Raw genomic sequence first — 19120 nt, 5'->3', positions numbered from 1 at the left:
CTGATAATTTTGGTAATAACAAAACCCAAAAAAACAAATGAGAACAAAACTACTAGTATTATTGCTTTTTTTTGCGATAGCAAAAATAAACGCACAAGGACTTCCTTGCCGGACAACAGAGGAAAACGCTAAAGTGTATCGGGCGAATCCGAATTCACTTCAGGAAAAAAAAGATTTTGATGCTTTTACGAAAAAATTTGCTCTTCAGCGTAAAAGTAAAACAGCAAAGGCCGAAGCCGTTACTTATACCATACCCGTGGTTTTTCATATCTACGGAGATATACAAAGCGGTAAAAGCATTACTTACGAGAAAATTGTCAATCATTTGGCACAATTAAATGATGATTTTAACGGAAGAAATGCAGATTACCAAACCGTTGAGCCTTTTTTTCAGGCAAGAAGAGGAACCTTAAACGTCGAATTTAAACTTGCCAAAAAAGATCCAAACGGAGGCTGTACAACCGGTGTTGTTTTTCATACTGCTAAAAATGGCTACGGAAACGGCGGAGGTTATGATGACCAAATTGCAGCTGATGCCTGGGATAATACAAAATATATGAATGTTTATATTCAGAATGATTTGTATAATGACGGTGCTTTAAACAATTCAGGTGTTGCCTGGTATCCAAATACTGCGATGACCGCAAGCAATACAGCGCGTGTTGTTTTTAACGGAGCCTATCTTTATGATAATTCATATAGTAAAGAGTTTTCGGCAACCTTAACACATGAGTTTGGTCACTTTTTAAATTTAATTCACACTTTTGAAGGAGGCTGTACCGGAACAGATGAAGTAAGCGATACACCAGCAGAAGATGGTTTGCATACTCTTGCCTGTACACCGGGAACAAACTGCAGCGGCGACAAGGTGAACTTCGAAAACTATATGGGATATAATGGCGCTCAAGGCTGTTATAAAATGTATACGCAAGGACAAATAGACCGAATGCTGGCCGCCTTACAGCATCCTGCAAGAATCACACTTTGGCAGCCTCAAAACTTAATTGATACCGGAGTAAATGCAACAGAAAGCAGTTTAGTGGCAAGCGTAACAACTCTAAAAGAAACAGTGGTAAACGACGGAGCTTTTAATACTCCATCAGTAGTAACGCTAAGCGGAGGTAAAACTTTTGCTTTGGGTTCTGGAACTTTATCAGCAGGCACACATTTTACACATACTTTTCCGGCAGGAATTACACCGGTACTTACGGTAAATTCAAACGGACAAGTAACCGTAACTCTTTCCGGAAAAGCGCTTAATCACGCAGCGGCACAAAATACTACAGCCGGAATAACATTTTTACCTGCTGCTTTTACTGGCGGTACTACAGGTTTATCTTGTACTTCTTTATTCTTTAATTTGAAATTTACAGATCCATACGGGATATTTTTTGTAGACATGCCCGATATCAATATTTCTTCATCATTAGTATGGAAACCGTTTGATATTGCAAAAGGAGATGATACTTCATTTGGAGGCTGGCGTTATGCAGCTAATGCACTAAAAATAGAAACATATGGTAAAAAATTAGTTTGCGAAGCAGGTACCAGAAATATTTCTTTGCTTGGGCAAAATACAGCAGTAGGGCCAGCAAGTAATATGACAGCTCCGGGAGCATATCCAAATCAGTTAGATATGCGAACATCAACTTATACGGCTTGGGAAGGCAAATCTGGTTACGTTGGTTTTGAATACCAAATAGAAGGACAAACGTGTTACGGATGGTTCAAAGTGAATGTTGCAGCAAACGGAGATGCTTTTACGATTTCTGAATATGCTTATAACACACAACCCAACACACCAATTTATACCGGAATGTCAAATAAAACAGCAGTTACTTTATCTGAAACGGTTTTGTATGAAGCCGAAGCTAATGATGGCGGTGTTGCCACAACTAGTTTGATTTCGTTATCGACTAATAACGGAACGTTCACAAAAAGCTCTGGAACCTTTACTGCCGGAACTGATTATACAATTTCTGGAGTTCCATCGGGATTAACAGCTGTATTAACACTGCAAAGCAATAATAAAGTGGTAGTTTCTTTTACAGGAAAAGCTACAGCACATATTCCGGCAAATGATGCAGCGGTGATTATTACGTTTAAAGATGCCGCTATTACAGGCGGAATTTCAACTTTGGACAATGCTTCAAAAACGATTAACCTTAAATTTGATGCTCCTTACGGTATTTTCTATGTAAACAATCCTGATTATGCAGCTTCGGCGGCACAGCCGTGGCAGTATTTTGATTTAGCTATTGGAGATAATACAGAATATGGTGCCTGGCAATTTGCAGCTGCAGCATTAAAAATAGAAACTTACGGCAAAAGATTAGTAGGTCAGACAGGAACAAGAAATATTTCTTTACTTACGCAGGGAACTTCAATTGGGGCGTCGAGTAATTTTGTAACTCCTGGAGCAGCTTATCCGGATCAGTTAGATTTAAGAACAGCAACTTATACAGCTTGGGACAATCAAACCGGATACGTAGGTTTTGAATATAAAAGCAGAGGACGTACTTGTTACGGCTGGATGCATGTAAAAGTAGAAGCTGGCGGAGTTGGTTACAGCGTTTTGGATTTTGCTTACAATACAAAACCTAACGAAGCAATTTTGGCAGGAAATCAAACTACTACAACTGTTTTGGCACCTTCTAATCTAACAGCAACAGCTAATAATACCAATTTAGAGGTCCAATTGGCCTGGACAAATAATGCCACAAATGCCACAAATATTGTGGTTGAAAGAGCAGGGGCAGACAATGTTTTTGCAGAAATAGCAACTTTGGCAAGTACAGCAGCAACTTATACCAATACAGGTTTAACAGCTGGCAGTACTTATAAATATAAAATTCGTGCCAAAGCAAATGCTGTTTATTCTCCTTATTCTAATGAAGTTTCTGCCACAATTACGGCTAATTCAGCTTATTGTACTACTCAGGCAGACAATAAATACGAATACATTAATTCTGTAACTATCGGAAGTTTTAATAATACTTCAGGTAAAAATACAGGAGGCTACGCTGATTATACTTCTAAAACAATTACCCTATCACCAAGTACACCTACAAACGTAAGTTTAACGGCTGGTTTCTCTGGTGATGCTTATACAGAATTTTGGGGAATCTGGATCGACTACAATAAAAACAATGTTTTTGAACCTTCAGAAAAAGTGATTGACGGAATCTCGTCTAACGGAACTGCAACAGGTAATTTTACTGCAGTTGCCTTTACCGGATCGACAAGAATGCGTATTGTAATGAAATATTATTCTAACCCGTCAGCCTGTGGTAATATTGCCGATGGAGAAGTAGAAGATTATACTGTAGTTTCAGGAACAGTAACTAATCCAAATCCAACAACATTGGCGACACCTGTTGCGGGTAATTCAGGAGTTTATTCATCAGGTTTTTATGCGTCATGGACTACAGTCACAAATGCGACAAGCTATGAAGTACAATTAAATAATGCATCTACAGGCTGGACAACATTTGGAAATTCATCTACTTATTATTTATGGATTCCAAAACAGGGAACGCAAACCGTTTATCAATTTAGAGTGAAAGCTAAAAATGCCACGGAATCCAGCGATTGGAGCAATCCATTGACAATTGATTTACAAAACGGAAGTGCAGGAGCAAACCAAACCGATTTTACAAAATCATTTGCAATGTATCCTAATCCGGCGACAGACGTAGTGAATTTTGAATTTGCCAATTTAAATGCAGCGAATATCAAAATAACGATTTACGATCATACCGGAGTTATAGTAGCGGTATTAAATAACACGGTTTTTTATCCGGTTCACCAACTGAGAAAAGGAGTATATATCGTCGTAGCAACAGATGGAAGTTTTTCTGAAAGTAAAAAATTATTGGTTAAGTAATTTTTAGTTTTGGTTGTAAAGAAAAAAGGGGAAACGATATCGTTTCCCCTTTTTGTATTGTAGTAAAAAGAATTAATTTACTTCAAGACCAAACGGATCTTCAATACTATGCATTGGAGTTGTAAACCATTTTGGTCCGTTTGAAGTCATATAAAAATGATCTTCATGACGAATTCCAAATTGTCCCGGAATACAAATCATGGGTTCATTACTCACCACCATTCCTTCTTGCAAAATTATAGAACTGCCTCTTACGAGGTACGGGTATTCGTGTATGTCTAATCCTGTTCCGTGACCCACACGATGAGGTAATCCCGGAAGCTCGTAATCGCCGCTTAAACCAGCTTCTGCAATTACTTTTCGCGCCGCATCATCTACAGAACCACATGTTGCTCCTAATTGAGCTGCATCAAAAGCTGCTTTTTGCGCTGCTTTTTCCAGATTCCATATTTTTCTATGAGCTTCAGTTGGTGTTCCGTATATGTAAGTGCGCGTGATATCAGATAAATAACCTTCTAAACGACATCCGGTATCAATCAGAACCACCTCATTATCTTTTAAATCCTGTGGTTTTGTTACGCCATGTGGATATTGAGAATCATCTGCAAACAGTACAATACAAAAATAGGAACCAGAGGAAATTCCGGCTTTAATATGTGCTTTGTTTATAAAATCGACTACCGTTTCTGCTTTTATTCCCGGATGTAAAATACGGGCTGCAGCGCGTTGTACGACCATCGTGATTTCTTTGGTCTGCTGAATAATCGCAATTTCATTTTCTGATTTTTGAATACGACATCCCGTTGTAATAGGCTGTGCATTTTGAAAATCATAACCCGGATTAGCCTTGGTTAAACCATCAATTAAAAAATAACCGGCAGATTCATCCAAAGCAATGGTACCGGATTTAATGTTTTTATTTTCTAATATTTTTCCAAATAAATGATAAGGAGATTCATGCTCTTCCCAGCAATTAATTTTACCGTCTATCTGCATGAATTTTTTAAAAGTTCCCTCTTCAAATTTCGGAACAATATATTCTAAACTGCCGTCTTCAAACAAAAGACCACCAACCATTCTTTCAGAAGGATTCCATTTCGTTCCTGTAAAATAATATAAATTCGTTCCGGCATTAACATAAAGTGATTTTAGGCCTGTCGCTTTCATAATAGACACGGCTTTTTGAATACGCGTTTTGTATTCTTCGGGCTGAATGGGTTTTACATTCCCCGTCATATTTTGTATTTTTTCTAATTCTGTTTTTGCGTCAGATCCGCCAACTCCAATAGTCATCTTTTTTGTTTTTTTAAGTTAAGTATGTTTTTAAAATAATTTAATCGTTAAGCAGTAACAGTATCAAATGCGCTGCCGACCAGCTGAAATTATAAGCTTCGAGTCCTTTTCCGGTAATAGGCTGATAATTTTCCCGAATAGCAGATCCTTTTTCCAGAACACCTTCGGCATTGTGAATTGTTTTATAAGTCATGAGATCTGCTTCTTTTTGAAAACCATAATTAGACAAACCGGTAATCCCAAAATAAACCTGATCCAGCCAAATCGGGCCGCGCCAATATCCTCCTTCGGGCTTAAATTTAGGATGATTTGCCGCCAGTGTTGGCAATGGAATAAAAGTATTAAAGATTTCAGGATTCATCATATTATTTTTGATTTTTTCGGCCTGTTCCTGAGTTGCTGCTTTTGCCCAAAGAGGAAAATAACCTTCACAGCCCATATCTTTCAGCAGTGTTTTTCCATCGATGGTACTGTCATAAAACCATCCGGAAGTATCGTCCCAAAACTGAGTTTGTATTTTTTCTTTTAAAATAGCAGCCTGACTTTTAAATTGTGATGCACTAATATGATCTTCTAAAGCCAACGCTATTTCGGCTAAAAACATTTTTTCGGCATATAAAAAGGAATTCAAATCTACGCTTTCGCGATCTATAGAAAAAGCGTGTTTGCTGTTTTGTAACAAAAGAATATTGTCAAAACGAACGGCGTTGTCCATACCGCTTTCCCATTTTGCAGCAATTAAAGTGCCGTCAGTTGATCCAAATTCGCATAATCCATCCTGATCATGATCCCGTTCCTTGTACCACCATTCGTGATAGTTCTTTAATTTCGGATAAAACTCTTTCAGAAAATTTTTGTCTTTTGTTTTTTTATAAATTTCCAAAACGGCCCAGGCAGCTAAAGGCGATTTTGTATTTCGGTAATTATTGGGTTCAATTAAAGTATCGCGATAAACGCAGTCAGGAATAAATCCGTTTGGCTCCTGATAATCAAACATGGCCCGCATTTGGTTTTTTGCCAAATCCGGATCGTAATTTACCACCGCCGCAGCATGTTTCCAACTGTCCCAAGCCCAAAAACCATTGAACCATTCGTAATGATAACTCGGGAAAATGCCGCTGTGTTTTAAACCTTCTGCTGCAATTCTGCTGTTATTTTGTAAAGTGAGGGTTAGTTTGCCCAACAAATCAGAATAGATTTGGTCCTTGTAAACAGCTTTTTTCTTAGTACTTAAATTTTGCAGTTGGTTTTCTTTTTCCTGTTGAATAGATTTCAGAATAAGATCAAATTTGGTTTTTGTAATCCTATTTTGTTCTTCTTTCCAGGAATATTGAGGAAAAATAAAAGTTTGAGCCATTACAATTTCTTTTGTTTCCTTTGGCTTTAAAATAAAAGGATTAAGTACGGCTTTATAACCTCTAGAACTAATTTCAGAATTTATTTGTTCTCCAATAAATTGCAAATGTCCAATGGCATTTCCTTTTTTTGAGGTCAGCATTATTTCATTTTTTTCTGAAATAAGCGCCATTGTATTCAAATAATTTTCTCCGGAAAAATACGATTCTAGTTTTATCTTTTGATTCGAAACGTTCGTAATACTTGTTTTTTGTAATGCCGTATGGGCAGATAAAAAAAGAAGTTCTTGTTTGATAATGAGGTTTTTTGTTTTGAATTCCTGTTCAAGATGACTGTTATAACTGGTTTGCTGTACCAAAGATTTTTTCCAGTCGATTTCGTTTTGTTCGTTACTTTCTTTAAGATGTAAAGAAGCAAAAACCGGACTGAGCCAAACTCCATTTTGCTCTGTTAAAAGTAAAGGACCGGAGAAACCGGCTTCTGTTTTATCAGTATTTAAAAAACCATAAGCAAACCAGGAGCCCTTATCCGAAAAAGCTAAGGAAGTTCTGTCGGTTGCTGAGGTTGGATAACCGCTGTAATTAAGGCTGTTTTTGCTGTTCTCTAAATTTGGGAATTTGGTTTGTGCACAAGTAAACTGTATTGAGGCTAAAAAAAATGCAGAGTAAATAAAGTTTTGCATAGAAGTAAGTAATGAGCTTTTTTGAGGTTGTTTTTTTAGTTTCTGATTAAAATTAAGTCAATATTTTGGCATACCCGTATTTTAACTCAAAGTAGATAAAATAGGATAATTTACGGGTAATATAGTATCGGATTTAGGCTGGTATAGCCAGTATTTTTAAAAAATCAATTAAACCTTAAAAAATGAAAAAAGTACAAAGTTTACTATTATTACTTTATGTTGTGCTGAGTCCGCAGTTTGGGGCAGCACAGACGGCATCAAATTTATTTTTAAAACTGACCGAATTATTTCCTAAAGCTGAAATTACGCGTATAGATAACTTAGAAGGCTATTCAGAATCGTATCAATTGATTTTAGACGAGCCTTTAGATCATAAAAATCCTCAAAAAGGCACTTTCAAACATTACATTTATCTTTCTCATCTTGATTTTAATAAACCTATGGTTATCGAAACACACGGTTACAATACAGGAAATATTAAAAGCGAAGTGAGTAAATTATTAAGCGCCAATCAAATTGCAGTTGAATATCGTTTTTACGGAAAATCGCGTCCTGAAACCATTCAATGGGAATATTTGACGAATGATCAGGCGATTGAAGATTACCATGCGATTGTAACCCAATTAAAACAGCTGTATCCAGGCAAATGGATTTCAACCGGAATAAGTAAAGGCGGCGAAACGGCTTTAATATATAAATCAAAATATCCTGATGATGTAACCGTGGCGATGCCTTACGTTGCTCCGTTGATTAATACGCAGGAAGATCCCAGAACAATAGAGCATACCAGAACAGTTGGAACGCCGGAATGCAGAGAAAAAATTACAGCATTTCAAAGAGCAGTTTTAGAAAATAGAGCAGCTGTTTTAAAAGAGTTCGCGCAATATGCAGAGGCAAAGAAAATGACTTTTAAAGAAGTGCCTTTTGCTGAAGCTTTAGAATATGCGGTTTTAGAATTTCCTTTTTCTTTTTGGCAGTGGGGAGGGAAATGTGATGCGGTTCCTCCCGTAACTGCCTCTGCCAAAGAATTGTTCGAGTATCTTGATAATATTGTTGGCGTTAGAACGTATAACGACAAAATGTATTTTAATTATCTGCCGTCCTATTATCAGCATTTAAACGAATTAGGCTATTACGGGTTTGATTTATCTCCCGTTGCTGATTTGCTTCAAATTGTAAAAAGTTCATCAAACGATCGTTTTGCGCCCAAAGATGTTGTGATGAAATACAACCCGAAATACATTAAAAAAGTTCGAAAATATGTAGAGAACAAAGGCGATAAAATTTTATATATCTATGGTGGTTACGACACCTGGTATTCTTGTTCTCCAACACCGAACCTAAAACTAGATGCGCTAAAAATGACACTGCCGGAAGGAAGCCACTCAACAAGAGTAAAGGATTTTCCTGAAAAAGATCAGCAGCTTATCATGAAAACGCTTTCAAGATGGCTGGAAACAGAAAACCTTTAAAACCAATAATCAAAAAAATAAGATTATCCGAATGAAAAAATTACAAGCCTTTTTGTTCTTTATTGTTTTTAACTTTATTGCATACAAGTCGTTTGCACAAGAAAATAATCGCTGGCAGATTGATTCTGAAAATTCAATTTCATGGAAAATTAAAGAAGATATTCCTCATCAGGACCATATCGAAATGAGCGGTAAAAGAATCTCAAGTGTAATTCGTTATGGTGTTTTAGCGAACGGAGCTTTTCATGCCACCCGCAGTTTGGTCTGGCCCATGTTAAGGACTATTCCCAACAATACGCACGCTAGTTTTACCCGACAGTTTGCTCAGGACGGTCTGGAATTGGTGACTGTGAATTACAAACCAATTACGGACGAAAAGGTCATTGCTGTTTCAATGAACGGTATATTGCAAGTCAACAGTAAGGTCGATTCTAAACTTGAAATTACCAGACAATACTTTCCAATGACATCACTGGCAGGATATTGTGAAAAGTATACTTTAAAAAATACCTTTAATAAAAATTGTATTGTTGAAATACCAAAAACCGAATCTCTTTACCATTCTGATCCGGAAATTGGTACAGAAGGAAGTTATCAAATACATGTTTTCACACAAAATCATGGCAGTTTTACGCTTAAACCCAATGAAGAAGTTTCGTTCTCAGTTATTTATTTTGGAACAAAAACGGGCGAAACAGTTCCTTTAATTGATATTGATGAGGAGAAAAGAAAACGTTTAGAACTCGTTCATGAAATTCAGAATAAATTAGTGCTTACAACACCTGACGAAGTATTAAATACCGAATTTGCTTTTGCTAAATTAAGAGCAGCAGAAAGTATTTTCGAGACCAAAGGAGGACCAATGCACAGTCCGGGAGGAGAAGCTTATTATGCCGCTATTTGGGCAAATGATGAAGCGGAATATATAGGGCCGTTTTTCCCCTTTCTGGGTTATGAATATGCAGATAAAGCGTCATTAAATGCGTATTTGCATTTTGCAAAATTTATGAATAAAGAATATAAGCCAATTCCGAGTTCGATTATTGCCGAAGGAACGGATATTTGGAATGGTGCCGGAGACAGAGGAGACGCAGCTATGATAGCTTACGGTGCGGCACGTTATGCTTTAGCAAAAGGAAATAGAAAAGAAGCAGCCCAATTGTGGCCTCTAATAGAATGGTGTCTGGAATATTGTCGTTTAAAATTAAATGAGGATGGAGTCGTTACTTCTGATTCAGATGAACTGGAAGGCCGTTTCCCGGCAGGAAAAGCAAATCTTAACACCTCGTCTTTGTATTTTGATGCTCTTAATTCTGCTATTTTTCTCGTGAAAGAACTTGGAGAATCACCAAAGAAACTTTTAGCTTACCAAACACAGGCAGCTAAAATGAAAACAGCAATCGAAAACTATTTTGGAGCGAGAATCGACGGATTTGATACTTATAGATATTATAAAGAAAACGATGTTTTGCGTGCCTGGATTTGTACGCCGCTGGCAATGGGCATCTATGATCGAAAAGAAGGAACTATCGATGCTTTATTCTCATCAAAATTATGGACACAAGATGGTTTGGCAAGTCAGGCCGGAGACAAAACCTTTTGGGATCGTTCGACTTTATATGCCTTGAGAGGCGTTTTGGCAGCAGGAGAATCTGAAAAAGCAATACGTTTTTTGCATTATTATTCTAATCGAAGATTACTGGGCGATCATGTTCCTTATCCTGTAGAAGCCTATCCTGAAGGAAACCAGCGTCACCTTTCTGCAGAAAGCGGTTTGTACTGCAGGGTTTTTACCGAAGGTTTGTTTGGCATTCGTTCAACTGGTCTAAATAGTTTTGATCTTGTGCCGAGATTGCCGCAATCGTGGCCAAAGATGAGTCTCAGCAGTATTTATTTAGCTGGTAAAAACTTTGATATTACAGTAGAGAGAATCAATAAAAAACTAAAAATTACAGTTTCGGACAAAAATAAAGTATGGGTCGAAAAAGTGATTAAAGAAGGAGAAACAATTCAGGTTAAGTTGAATTAAACCAATAAATGAACTGGATTGCTTGAAAACGGTTAAAGTAACTTTTGCGTTTTTAAGTAATCCATTGCAAATTTTCCTTCGTTAAAAAGTAAATCCAAAACACTTAAATTATTGATGAACCCGTGTTTGTCGTCAAAAACCTGCGTGTATTTTTCGAATGAATTAGTGTCCTTTTTTCCGTTTGCCAAATATCTGAAATCAGAAAAATCAGCCGCTTCATGAAAGTATTCAGCCGTTTTTCCAAATTCTAATTTCATACGAAGGCATTTCGCAGTTAGATCTAAAACTTCCAGATTTAAATCCATTAAAAAAGTATGCTTCTTTTCGAAAATAGGAGCAATATCATCTTCAAAAAACTCAAAGAAAGGGGAACTTCTATAAGCGGCTTCTAAGGATTTAAAGTGCTGTTTCTGCCAGTCAAATTCATTTTCAATCAAAACATCTTTCGTTTTTTGATGTGCCGATTTGGAATGTTTAACAGGGATATTTAATAATTGAATTCCGTTTGGACTATAGATATACGTTCGGTTTCTATTGGTCTGTTTTTGGAAATTATCTTCCATTTCCAAAGTTATATTTTCAGATTGAGCCATAGCTGCAAAGTGGCTTATTGACGGAAAATAAGTAGGAAGTAATAAGGAATTCATGATATTTTTTTTGTTTAATCGGTAAATCGTTTAATCGTTCTTTTTTAAGAAACAATTAAACGATTTACCAGTTTAACGAATAAACGTTTTATGCTTTGTTTTCTTTTCTTTTTCTCCAGAAGAATTCTCCAACGAAATAAAGTGCAAGAACAATTAGGAAATATTTGAAATAAGATTGTGGCTGTCCTTCACCGTCTACAGTAGTGAAAACTCTGTTCCAGCGAATTTTATTGATACCTTTTCCGTTTGTATCCCAGCTCATCCAGATAAAAACTGGTTTCCCTACGATATGATTTTCCGGAACATAACCCCAATAACGACTATCTTCAGAGTTGTGACGGTTGTCTCCCATCATCCAATAGTAGTTTTGTTTAAAGGTATAAGTATTAGTTTCTTTACCGTTTATTATGAATTTAGAACCGCTTAATTCTAAAGTGTTTCCTTCGTAATTCGTAATGATTTCTTTGTAAAATGGCAGAGATTCATTCGTTAAGGCAACTGTTTTACCAGCTTCCGGAATGTAGATTGGACCAAAATTGTCCTGATTCCATTTATTGATATGAGGGAAAATCGCATTGTCATTTCCTTTGTCAATTTCTCTTTTTACAGCAGTAACGCCAGGAGTGTTTTTTAAACGTTCAGCACTAGCTTCCGTTAAAGCTCTAAAGTAAAGTGTGTCTCTTTTTTCGCTTCTAAAACCTGCCGGATCTGTAATGTCTAATTCTTTAAATAAAGATTCAAAATCAATAGATGTTTTTCCATCTAAAGCAACTGAATACGAATATTGAGGTTTTGCTCTTTCAGGTAAAACTAATTTTTTTCCGTTAATGAATACAAATCCATCTCTAATTGATAAGCTGTCTCCAGGAATACCTACGCATCTTTTTACGTAATTCGATTTTTTATCAATTGGTTTGATAACTCCTGGTCTTCCTTTTGGTTCGTAGAAATAATGAACCGTATCGACGGGCCAGTTAAAAACGACAATGTCGCTTCGTTTGATTTTTTGGAAAGCCGGTAATCTAAAGTATGGCAATTGAGGCCAGCTTAAATATGATTTTCTTTTTGTTAATGGAATAGAGTCATGAACCATTGGTAATGCAACAGTTGTCATAGGTACTCTTGGTCCATAATTTAATTTACTTACAAATAAGAAATCTCCAATAAGTAATGATTTTTCTAATGAAGAGGTTGGAATCGTATAAGGCTGTACTACATAAGTGTGTACTAATGTTGCTACGATAATAGCAAAAAGCAAAGAGCTTACAGTATCTGCCGTTTTGTTTTCAGGAGTTAATTTTCGGTTAGCGTTGTACTCTAATTTCTGAGTATAATTTACATAATACACATAAAAACCAAGAGTGATAAGCCCTAAAATAGTATCTAAAGTTGATTTTTTACCAAACGTTCTTAAGGTTTCGATCCAGATAACCGGAAACATAATTAAGTTAATAATCGGAATGAAAAGCAATAACGTCCACCATGTTGGGCGGCCAATCATTTTCATTAAAACGATTGAATTGTATACCGGAATTGCAGCTTCCCAGCTTTTTCTTCCCGCTGCCTGATACAATTTCCAAGTACCAAGAAAATGAATTACCTGAACAGCTAAGAAAAATACGAACCAAGAGTAAAGTGTCATAATATTGTATTTTTAGATTTCAAATTAAGGATTGAATGTTTAGTTAATCCAAAACTTTATTCGATTTATTGTAAGTTTAGTACATCTTTCATAGTGAAAATTCCCTGTTTTCCGGCAAGCCATTCTGCTGCGATAACAGCGCCAAGAGCGAAGCCTTCACGATTATGGGCAGTATGTTTAATTTCGATACTGTCAATTGCAGAATCGTAATTTACGGTATGTGTTCCCGGAACCTCTCCTATTCGTTTTGCATCAATGCGAATTTGGTTGTCTTTCTCTTCATCTAAAGACCATCCGGTATAATTACTGTTTTCAATAACGCCTTGCGCTAAAGAAATAGCAGTACCGCTTGGTGCATCAAGTTTATGGATGTGGTGAATTTCTTCCATCGAAACTTTGTATGAATCAAATTGCTTCATGATTTTAGCAAGATATTCATTTAATCCAAAGAAAATATTTACACCCAGACTAAAATTTGAACTCGAGATAAAACCTCCTTTTTTCTCGTTGCAAAGTGCAATCATTTCATCGTAATGTTCTAACCAGCCGGTTGTTCCGGAAACTACAGGAACATTGGCATTAAAAGCGGCAGAAATATTGTCAACTGCTGCAGACGGAACACTGAAATCAATGGCAACATCGGCTGTCGAAAGTCCGTCGTATGTATTGAATTCATCTTTCGTTAAAACTATTTCATGACCTCTTTCTAAAGCAATTCGTTCAATTACTTTACCCATTTTTCCGTATCCTAAAAGCGCAATTTTCATTTTGTATGTATTTTGTGAATTTTTAAATAGAAGAAAACTACTTAAAAACGATAATTAAAGGTTAGTCCAACATTCGGTTTAAACGTTACATCGTTGGGGTAAATTTCCGGACGCATTGATAATCTTTCGTTTACGTTAAATTGAATCAAGGCAGCGTCAACATTGGCATCTATAATATTTAAGGCATAAAAAGCAACAACAAATAAAGCAGAAAGATCTCTGTTTCTTTGATAAAATTTCTGACCAGCAATAAGTCTGCTGTCATCTAAAAACGCATATTTATCACCAACGTAGCCTTCTAATCTTCGTTTATAGGCGTTACGATAATCACGATATTTGTTATTGTTGTCTATATAGAAGTATAAACTTGTACCAATAGCTCCGTAAACTAAAGGAATTTTCCAGTATTTTTTATTATATGCCTGACCTAAACCAGGTAAAATAGCAGAATAGAAAGCTGCTTTTGCGGGTGTAAGCGGGTCTATTTCTTCTAACTTAGTACTGTCTTTAGCGACCAAAACCGTTTCTTCTTTTGCCTGGGCAAAAAGAGAGACGGTTCCTAAGAGAAAGAACAATAAACTTATGGGGACAATTTTATTCACTATCCGTTAATTAATTTTATAATTCGATTAAAGTCAGCTTCAGAACTAAATGGAATAGTGATTTTTCCTTTTCCGTTGCCAGCGACTTTAATATCAACTTTTGAGCCAAAATAGTCATTAAATGAGTTTTTCTGTGTTTCTCTAACTACAAATGAAGAATCTGGTTTCGCTTTTCCTTCTTCTTTTGGCTTTAAGCTTTCGTGGTAATTTTTTACTAATGTTTCTGTTTCACGTACAGATAAATTCTGACTTACAATTTTTTGATAAATATCAGTCTGAACATCTAAATCTTCGATATTAATGATCGCACGCCCATGTCCCATACTGATAAAACCATCACGAATACCGGTTTGAATAATCGGATCCAGTTTTAAAAGACGTAAATAGTTGGCAATTGTAGAACGTTTTTTTCCAACGCGTTCGCTCATTTGTTCCTGAGTTAATTGAATTTCGTCAATTAAACGCTGGTAAGAAAGTGCGATCTCGATAGGATCTAAGTCATGACGCTGAATGTTTTCAACCAATGCCATAACCAATGACTCATTGTCGTTAGCAATACGAATGTAAGCCGGAACATGAGTTAAACCAACTAAAGTTGAAGCACGCAAACGACGCTCTCCAGAAATTAACTGGTATTTATTAAAATCTAATTTACGAACAGTAATAGGTTGAATTACGCCAAGTTCTTTAATAGAAGTAGCTAATTCGCGTAATGATTCTTCATTAAAATTGCTTCTAGGCTGAAACGGATTTATTTCTATAGCACTTATTTCAAGCTCAATAATATTTCCAACAACCTTATCAGCATTTTTATCATCTACTGATGTAATGTCGTTTTCCGGATCTTTTAATAACGCTGATAATCCTCTTCCTAAGGCTTGTTTTTTAATTGCTTTTGTCATAAAAACTATTTACTGTTTTTCTTTATAATCTCTTGAGCTAAGTTAATATAATTAACTGCACCTTTGCTTGTAGCGTCGTAATTGATAATACTTTCGCCAAAACTTGGTGCTTCGCTTAATTTTACATTTCGCTGAATAACGGTGTCAAAAACCATATCGTTAAAGTGTTTTTGAACCTCTTCAACCACCTGGTTTGATAAACGTAATCTAGAATCATACATGGTTAGTAATAATCCTTCGATATCAAGGTCAGGGTTGTGTATTTTTTGAATACTCTTAATAGTGTTCAATAATTTTCCTAATCCCTCAAGTGCGAAATATTCACATTGAATAGGAATAACTACAGAATCAGCAGCTGTTAAAGCATTTAAGGTTAATAAACCTAACGAAGGGGCACAGTCGATAATGATAAAATCATATTCTTCTTTTGCTTCTTCTAATGCTTTTTTAAGCATGTACTCACGGTTTTCTTTGTCAACCAATTCGATTTCGATAGCAACAAGGTCAATGTGAGCCGGGATCACGTCAACATTTGGAGCTGTACATTTTAAAATGGCTTCTTTTGGCGTTATCGTATGTTCAAGAATTTGGTAAGTTCCAAGTTCAACAGATTCTACGTCAATTCCAAGACCAGATGTAGCATTGGCCTGTGGATCAGCGTCGATCAATAATACTTTTTTCTCTAAAACGCCTAGTGAGGCTGCAAGATTTACAGATGTTGTCGTTTTTCCAACGCCTCCTTTTTGATTAGCAATCGCAATGATTTTGCCCATTTATTTTCTGAATTTTGAACCGTAAAAATACAATTATTTATGGTTTTTGAAAATCTATTTTGTTAACATTTATGAAACCTCGCTTAATCGCGGTTTCATGGGTCTTCGGGATAAAATAATTTTTAGCTGTAAATAAAATTGTAAGCTAAGTTTGACCAATTTAACTGGTGTTTCTGCTGTAAAAGGAGAATGAATCTAATTTTAACTTTGAAGAACGGTTTTATTCTCAACTTATTTTAGTATTTCAATTTTTACATAAACTAAGCCACTTCTTTTATTGGAAGCAATTTCCATAAAGGCTCTTTTGCTCAGGTCAATTTCTCTTCCTTTAACAAAAGGGCCTCTGTCTGTAATTTTTACAATTACAGATTTGTCATTTATTTCATTTGTTACTTTTAGTATTGTTCCAAATGGAAATTTTTTATGGGCGGCTGTAAGATCATCATTGTTAAATCTTGCACCGCTTGCCGTTTTTCTTCCATTAAATTTATCATGATAATAGGAGGCGTGTGCATTTATTTTGTACAACTCATATTTTATGTTTGTGTCACAGGAGTCTTTTGGGGTTTCTTGTGCAGTCGCCGCTACCGAAATAAGGAATATTATAAATAGTATTATTTTTTTCATCGTCTAATTTTTTCGATCGGCAAAAAAAATCTATTTATAAATGATGAGGCTGTCCAATAAGGCATATTAATGTTACTAAAAGACAAAATTTAGATTTTGTATAGTTTTTGATAAGAAATTTGAAACTAAAAATGGACTTTTAGATTAAGGATTATGACTATTTTGGGCTTTTTAAAATACTATTAAACCCAAAAGATTATGATTAAAAAGTTAACCTCAGTATTTACTGTATTTGCAGTTATGCTGATGCTATGCAGTTTCGTAAAACCAAATTCATCTGACGAAAAAAATCAGGAGAACAAGGTAGAAGGTAAAATTGTTTACAACAAGAAAAAACACAATATAACCTTATCATGGCCGGCATTCGGTTCTTCCGGAAATTACATTATTACAAGAGGAGGAAGTCGTTTGGCATCAGACTTTGTATCGGTTGGTTCAACTTCTAAATTAACATATACAGATAATAAACCAAATACAGATAAATACGAGAACTACTATAAAGTTACTCGTAACGATATTACTATACTAATTTCGCTGGAAAATCAGATTTTTGGCAGCAATATGTATTTCTACGATAGAAAATATGAAAAAGCCGAAACAGCCCGAAAAGATATTAATTCCCAGTTTGGTTCTATTGGTCTTGGCGGACCAAATGGTGAGTGGACAACAAAACGTCAGGCTTATTATTTAAAAGCAAATGTCAATGGTCAAACGTATGATTCAGGCGGATCGGGTTCAGCATCATCTGCAGAAGCAAACTCTATAGAATTAGGATTTTATTCTCATATTGGAGGTTTGGGCAGAGTGCCTTCAGATGTTAAATTGGGATCTGTATTTACAAGACCTCACCTTTCAGGCGGTGCAAATGCTACATGTACATTTTGGCGTTCTATAGAAAATGTAGAAGTAATGCGCGATTTTGCCTGGACAGTTTCTCAATCTACCAGCGCAAGAAGAATGCTGATTGAAAGCACTTCGAAATATATCTCAGATATTGGAGATACTAATTTCTGGGGAAGCGGCGGTTTTATTGCCGATACGCATTATACTTCGGTAAGACCAAACTGGGGCGGACAACAACAATGGTACACCCGAAATACTATTTTTCCTTCTGGTTCAGGAGCTATGGGAGGTTCATATAATATGGTTTGGCAGGGTTGTGTTAATCCTCCGCAGGCAGATGAAGCCAATTCTCCAATTTCAACAACGCCAATTATTAGAGAAAAACCTTTTCTTTTTATAGATAAAGATGGCGAATATAAAGTCTTTGTTCCAGCGTGGCAAAAAGATAGAATAGGAGTTTCCTGGTCGGCAACAGATATGGGGAAAGGCCAAATTCAAGATTTGCTTACCAATTGGTATGTTACTAAAGAAGGCGACACTGATCTGGAAATCAACAATGCATTAAAAGCGGGTAAAAATATATTTTTCACTCCAGGACATTATGCCTTAAATGCTCCTATTCAGGTAAACAGAAAAGATGCCATACTTTTAGGCGCTGGAATTGCTTCGGTAACTTTAGAGCCTACAGAAAAAAATACGTGGGGATGTATTTATGCTGATGATAAAGATGGAATTATTATTGCCGGACTTCTGATGGATTCATTTAACAGTACGACTTATCAGGTTAGAATTGGTGGCGAAGATGCAAATGCAGATCATGCTGCTGATCCTATTTTGCTTTCGGATATTACTTGCAGAGTAGGTGGTGTTCAGTCAAAAAATATTCAGATACATGCTTCTATGCAGATAAACAGCAACAATGTGGTGGGAGATCATTTCTGGTTGTGGCGTGCAGATCATGGTTCGCAAAAAGGCGGAAATGCGCGCTGGTTAAGAGACAGATGTAAAAACGGACTTATTGTTACCGGAGACGATGTTACGCTTTATGCTTTGTTTACGGAGCATTATCAAGAATATGAGGTATTATGGTTAGGAGAACGCGGGAGAACTTATTTCTTTCAGAACGAACCGCCGTACGATGCGCCAAATCAAGCAAGCTGGAGCAGTCAGGGAGGCAGAGTCGATGGTTATGCTGCATTTAAAGTGGCTAATACAGTAAAAGAACACAATACTATAGGAATGGGATCTTATGCAGTTTTTACAGGAACTGACGGAAATGTGAATAAGAAAAATGGTTTTGAAATACCGAACAGTCCAAATGTAAAATTCGAAAAAATGTGTATTACTCGTTTTGCGGGTCCGGGAAATATTCAAAACGTTATTAATGGCACAGGCGGCAGCACAGCAACTGGTGCAAAACGTGTGGCATTATATAATAACAGCATAGGCACGCAGCCTTACGATGAAACTTTTGAACTGCCAAATCGTGAATCGTATCCTGCTTATATTAGCATGGAGAAGTAACAGTTACTTATTAGGAAATATCAAATAAATAAAAAACTCTGAGAATTAATTGATTTTCAGAGTTTTTTGTTTTCT

At 36.1% G+C, this 19120-nt stretch carries 13 protein-coding genes; 4 read left to right on the top strand and 9 right to left on the bottom strand.

The genetic code is table 11. From position 1 onward, the window contains the following. The first annotated feature begins 37 nt into the window (after positions 1-37). Positions 38-3886, top strand: a complete 3849-nt coding sequence (locus AC1RRQ_RS19410; RefSeq protein ID WP_493024655.1) for a M43 family zinc metalloprotease — start codon at positions 38-40, stop codon at positions 3884-3886. Positions 3887-3958: 72 nt separating this feature from the next. Here the strand turns inward: AC1RRQ_RS19410 and AC1RRQ_RS19405 are convergent, their stop codons facing one another. Beyond that, positions 3959-5179, bottom strand: a complete 1221-nt coding sequence (locus AC1RRQ_RS19405) for a M24 family metallopeptidase (RefSeq protein ID WP_493024654.1) — start codon at positions 5177-5179, stop codon at positions 3959-3961. Positions 5180-5219: 40 nt separating this feature from the next. Then, a complete protein-coding gene (locus AC1RRQ_RS19400; protein ID WP_493024653.1) occupies positions 5220-7217 on the bottom strand; it encodes an MGH1-like glycoside hydrolase domain-containing protein in 1998 nt (665 codons plus the stop codon). A gap of 182 nt (positions 7218-7399) precedes the next feature. Between AC1RRQ_RS19400 and AC1RRQ_RS19395 the strand changes: the two genes are divergently transcribed. Both AC1RRQ_RS19395 and AC1RRQ_RS19390 read left to right on the top strand, forming a co-directional pair. After that, positions 7400-8689: a S28 family serine protease gene (locus AC1RRQ_RS19395; RefSeq protein ID WP_493024652.1), complete on the top strand. Its 1290-nt coding sequence runs from the start codon at positions 7400-7402 to the stop codon at positions 8687-8689. A 31-nt stretch (positions 8690-8720) separates the two neighbouring features. Continuing rightward, positions 8721-10718 (top strand): hypothetical protein, encoded by a 1998-nt coding sequence (locus AC1RRQ_RS19390; protein ID WP_493024651.1) that lies wholly within the window; start codon positions 8721-8723, stop codon positions 10716-10718. A 32-nt stretch (positions 10719-10750) separates the two neighbouring features. On the opposite strand, the gene AC1RRQ_RS19385 is transcribed toward AC1RRQ_RS19390, so the two are convergent. From AC1RRQ_RS19385 to AC1RRQ_RS19355, 7 genes are all read right to left on the bottom strand, one after another. Then, positions 10751-11365: a WbqC family protein gene (locus AC1RRQ_RS19385; protein ID WP_493024650.1), complete on the bottom strand. Its 615-nt coding sequence runs from the start codon at positions 11363-11365 to the stop codon at positions 10751-10753. Positions 11366-11453: 88 nt separating this feature from the next. Further along, positions 11454-13007 (bottom strand): signal peptidase I, encoded by a 1554-nt coding sequence (gene lepB / locus AC1RRQ_RS19380; protein ID WP_493024649.1) that lies wholly within the window; start codon positions 13005-13007, stop codon positions 11454-11456. A gap of 65 nt (positions 13008-13072) precedes the next feature. Then, the gene (dapB, locus tag AC1RRQ_RS19375) at positions 13073-13774 is read right to left on the bottom strand and encodes a 4-hydroxy-tetrahydrodipicolinate reductase (RefSeq protein WP_493024648.1); all 702 of its coding nucleotides are present in this window, start codon (positions 13772-13774) and stop codon (positions 13073-13075) included. Between the two features lie 41 nt (positions 13775-13815). Beyond that, positions 13816-14376 carry a DUF5683 domain-containing protein gene (locus tag AC1RRQ_RS19370; RefSeq protein ID WP_493024647.1) on the bottom strand — a complete coding sequence of 187 codons (561 nt, stop codon included), beginning with the start codon at positions 14374-14376 and terminating at the stop codon, positions 13816-13818. Beyond that, on the bottom strand, positions 14376-15278 hold the full coding sequence (locus tag AC1RRQ_RS19365; protein ID WP_493024646.1) for a ParB/RepB/Spo0J family partition protein: 903 nt from the start codon (positions 15276-15278) through the stop codon (positions 14376-14378). Before AC1RRQ_RS19365 ends, AC1RRQ_RS19370 begins: the two co-directional genes overlap by 1 nt. A gap of 5 nt (positions 15279-15283) precedes the next feature. Continuing rightward, positions 15284-16051, bottom strand: coding sequence for a ParA family protein (locus AC1RRQ_RS19360; protein ID WP_493024645.1), 768 nt, complete (start codon positions 16049-16051; stop codon positions 15284-15286). 231 nt (positions 16052-16282) lie between these two features. After that, a complete protein-coding gene (locus tag AC1RRQ_RS19355) occupies positions 16283-16678 on the bottom strand; it encodes a septal ring lytic transglycosylase RlpA family protein (protein WP_493024644.1) in 396 nt (131 codons plus the stop codon). Positions 16679-16876: 198 nt separating this feature from the next. Here AC1RRQ_RS19355 and AC1RRQ_RS19350 point away from each other — a divergent pair, with 198 nt between their 5' ends. Then, a complete protein-coding gene (locus AC1RRQ_RS19350) occupies positions 16877-19045 on the top strand; it encodes a pectate lyase-like domain-containing protein (RefSeq protein ID WP_493024643.1) in 2169 nt (722 codons plus the stop codon). Positions 19046-19120 lie beyond the last annotated feature (75 nt).

Source organism: Flavobacterium sp. GW821-FHT12A05, assembly GCF_058807735.1.
The sequence above is the reverse complement of the archived record's forward strand: the minus strand, read 5'-3'. Positions and strand labels throughout refer to the sequence as shown.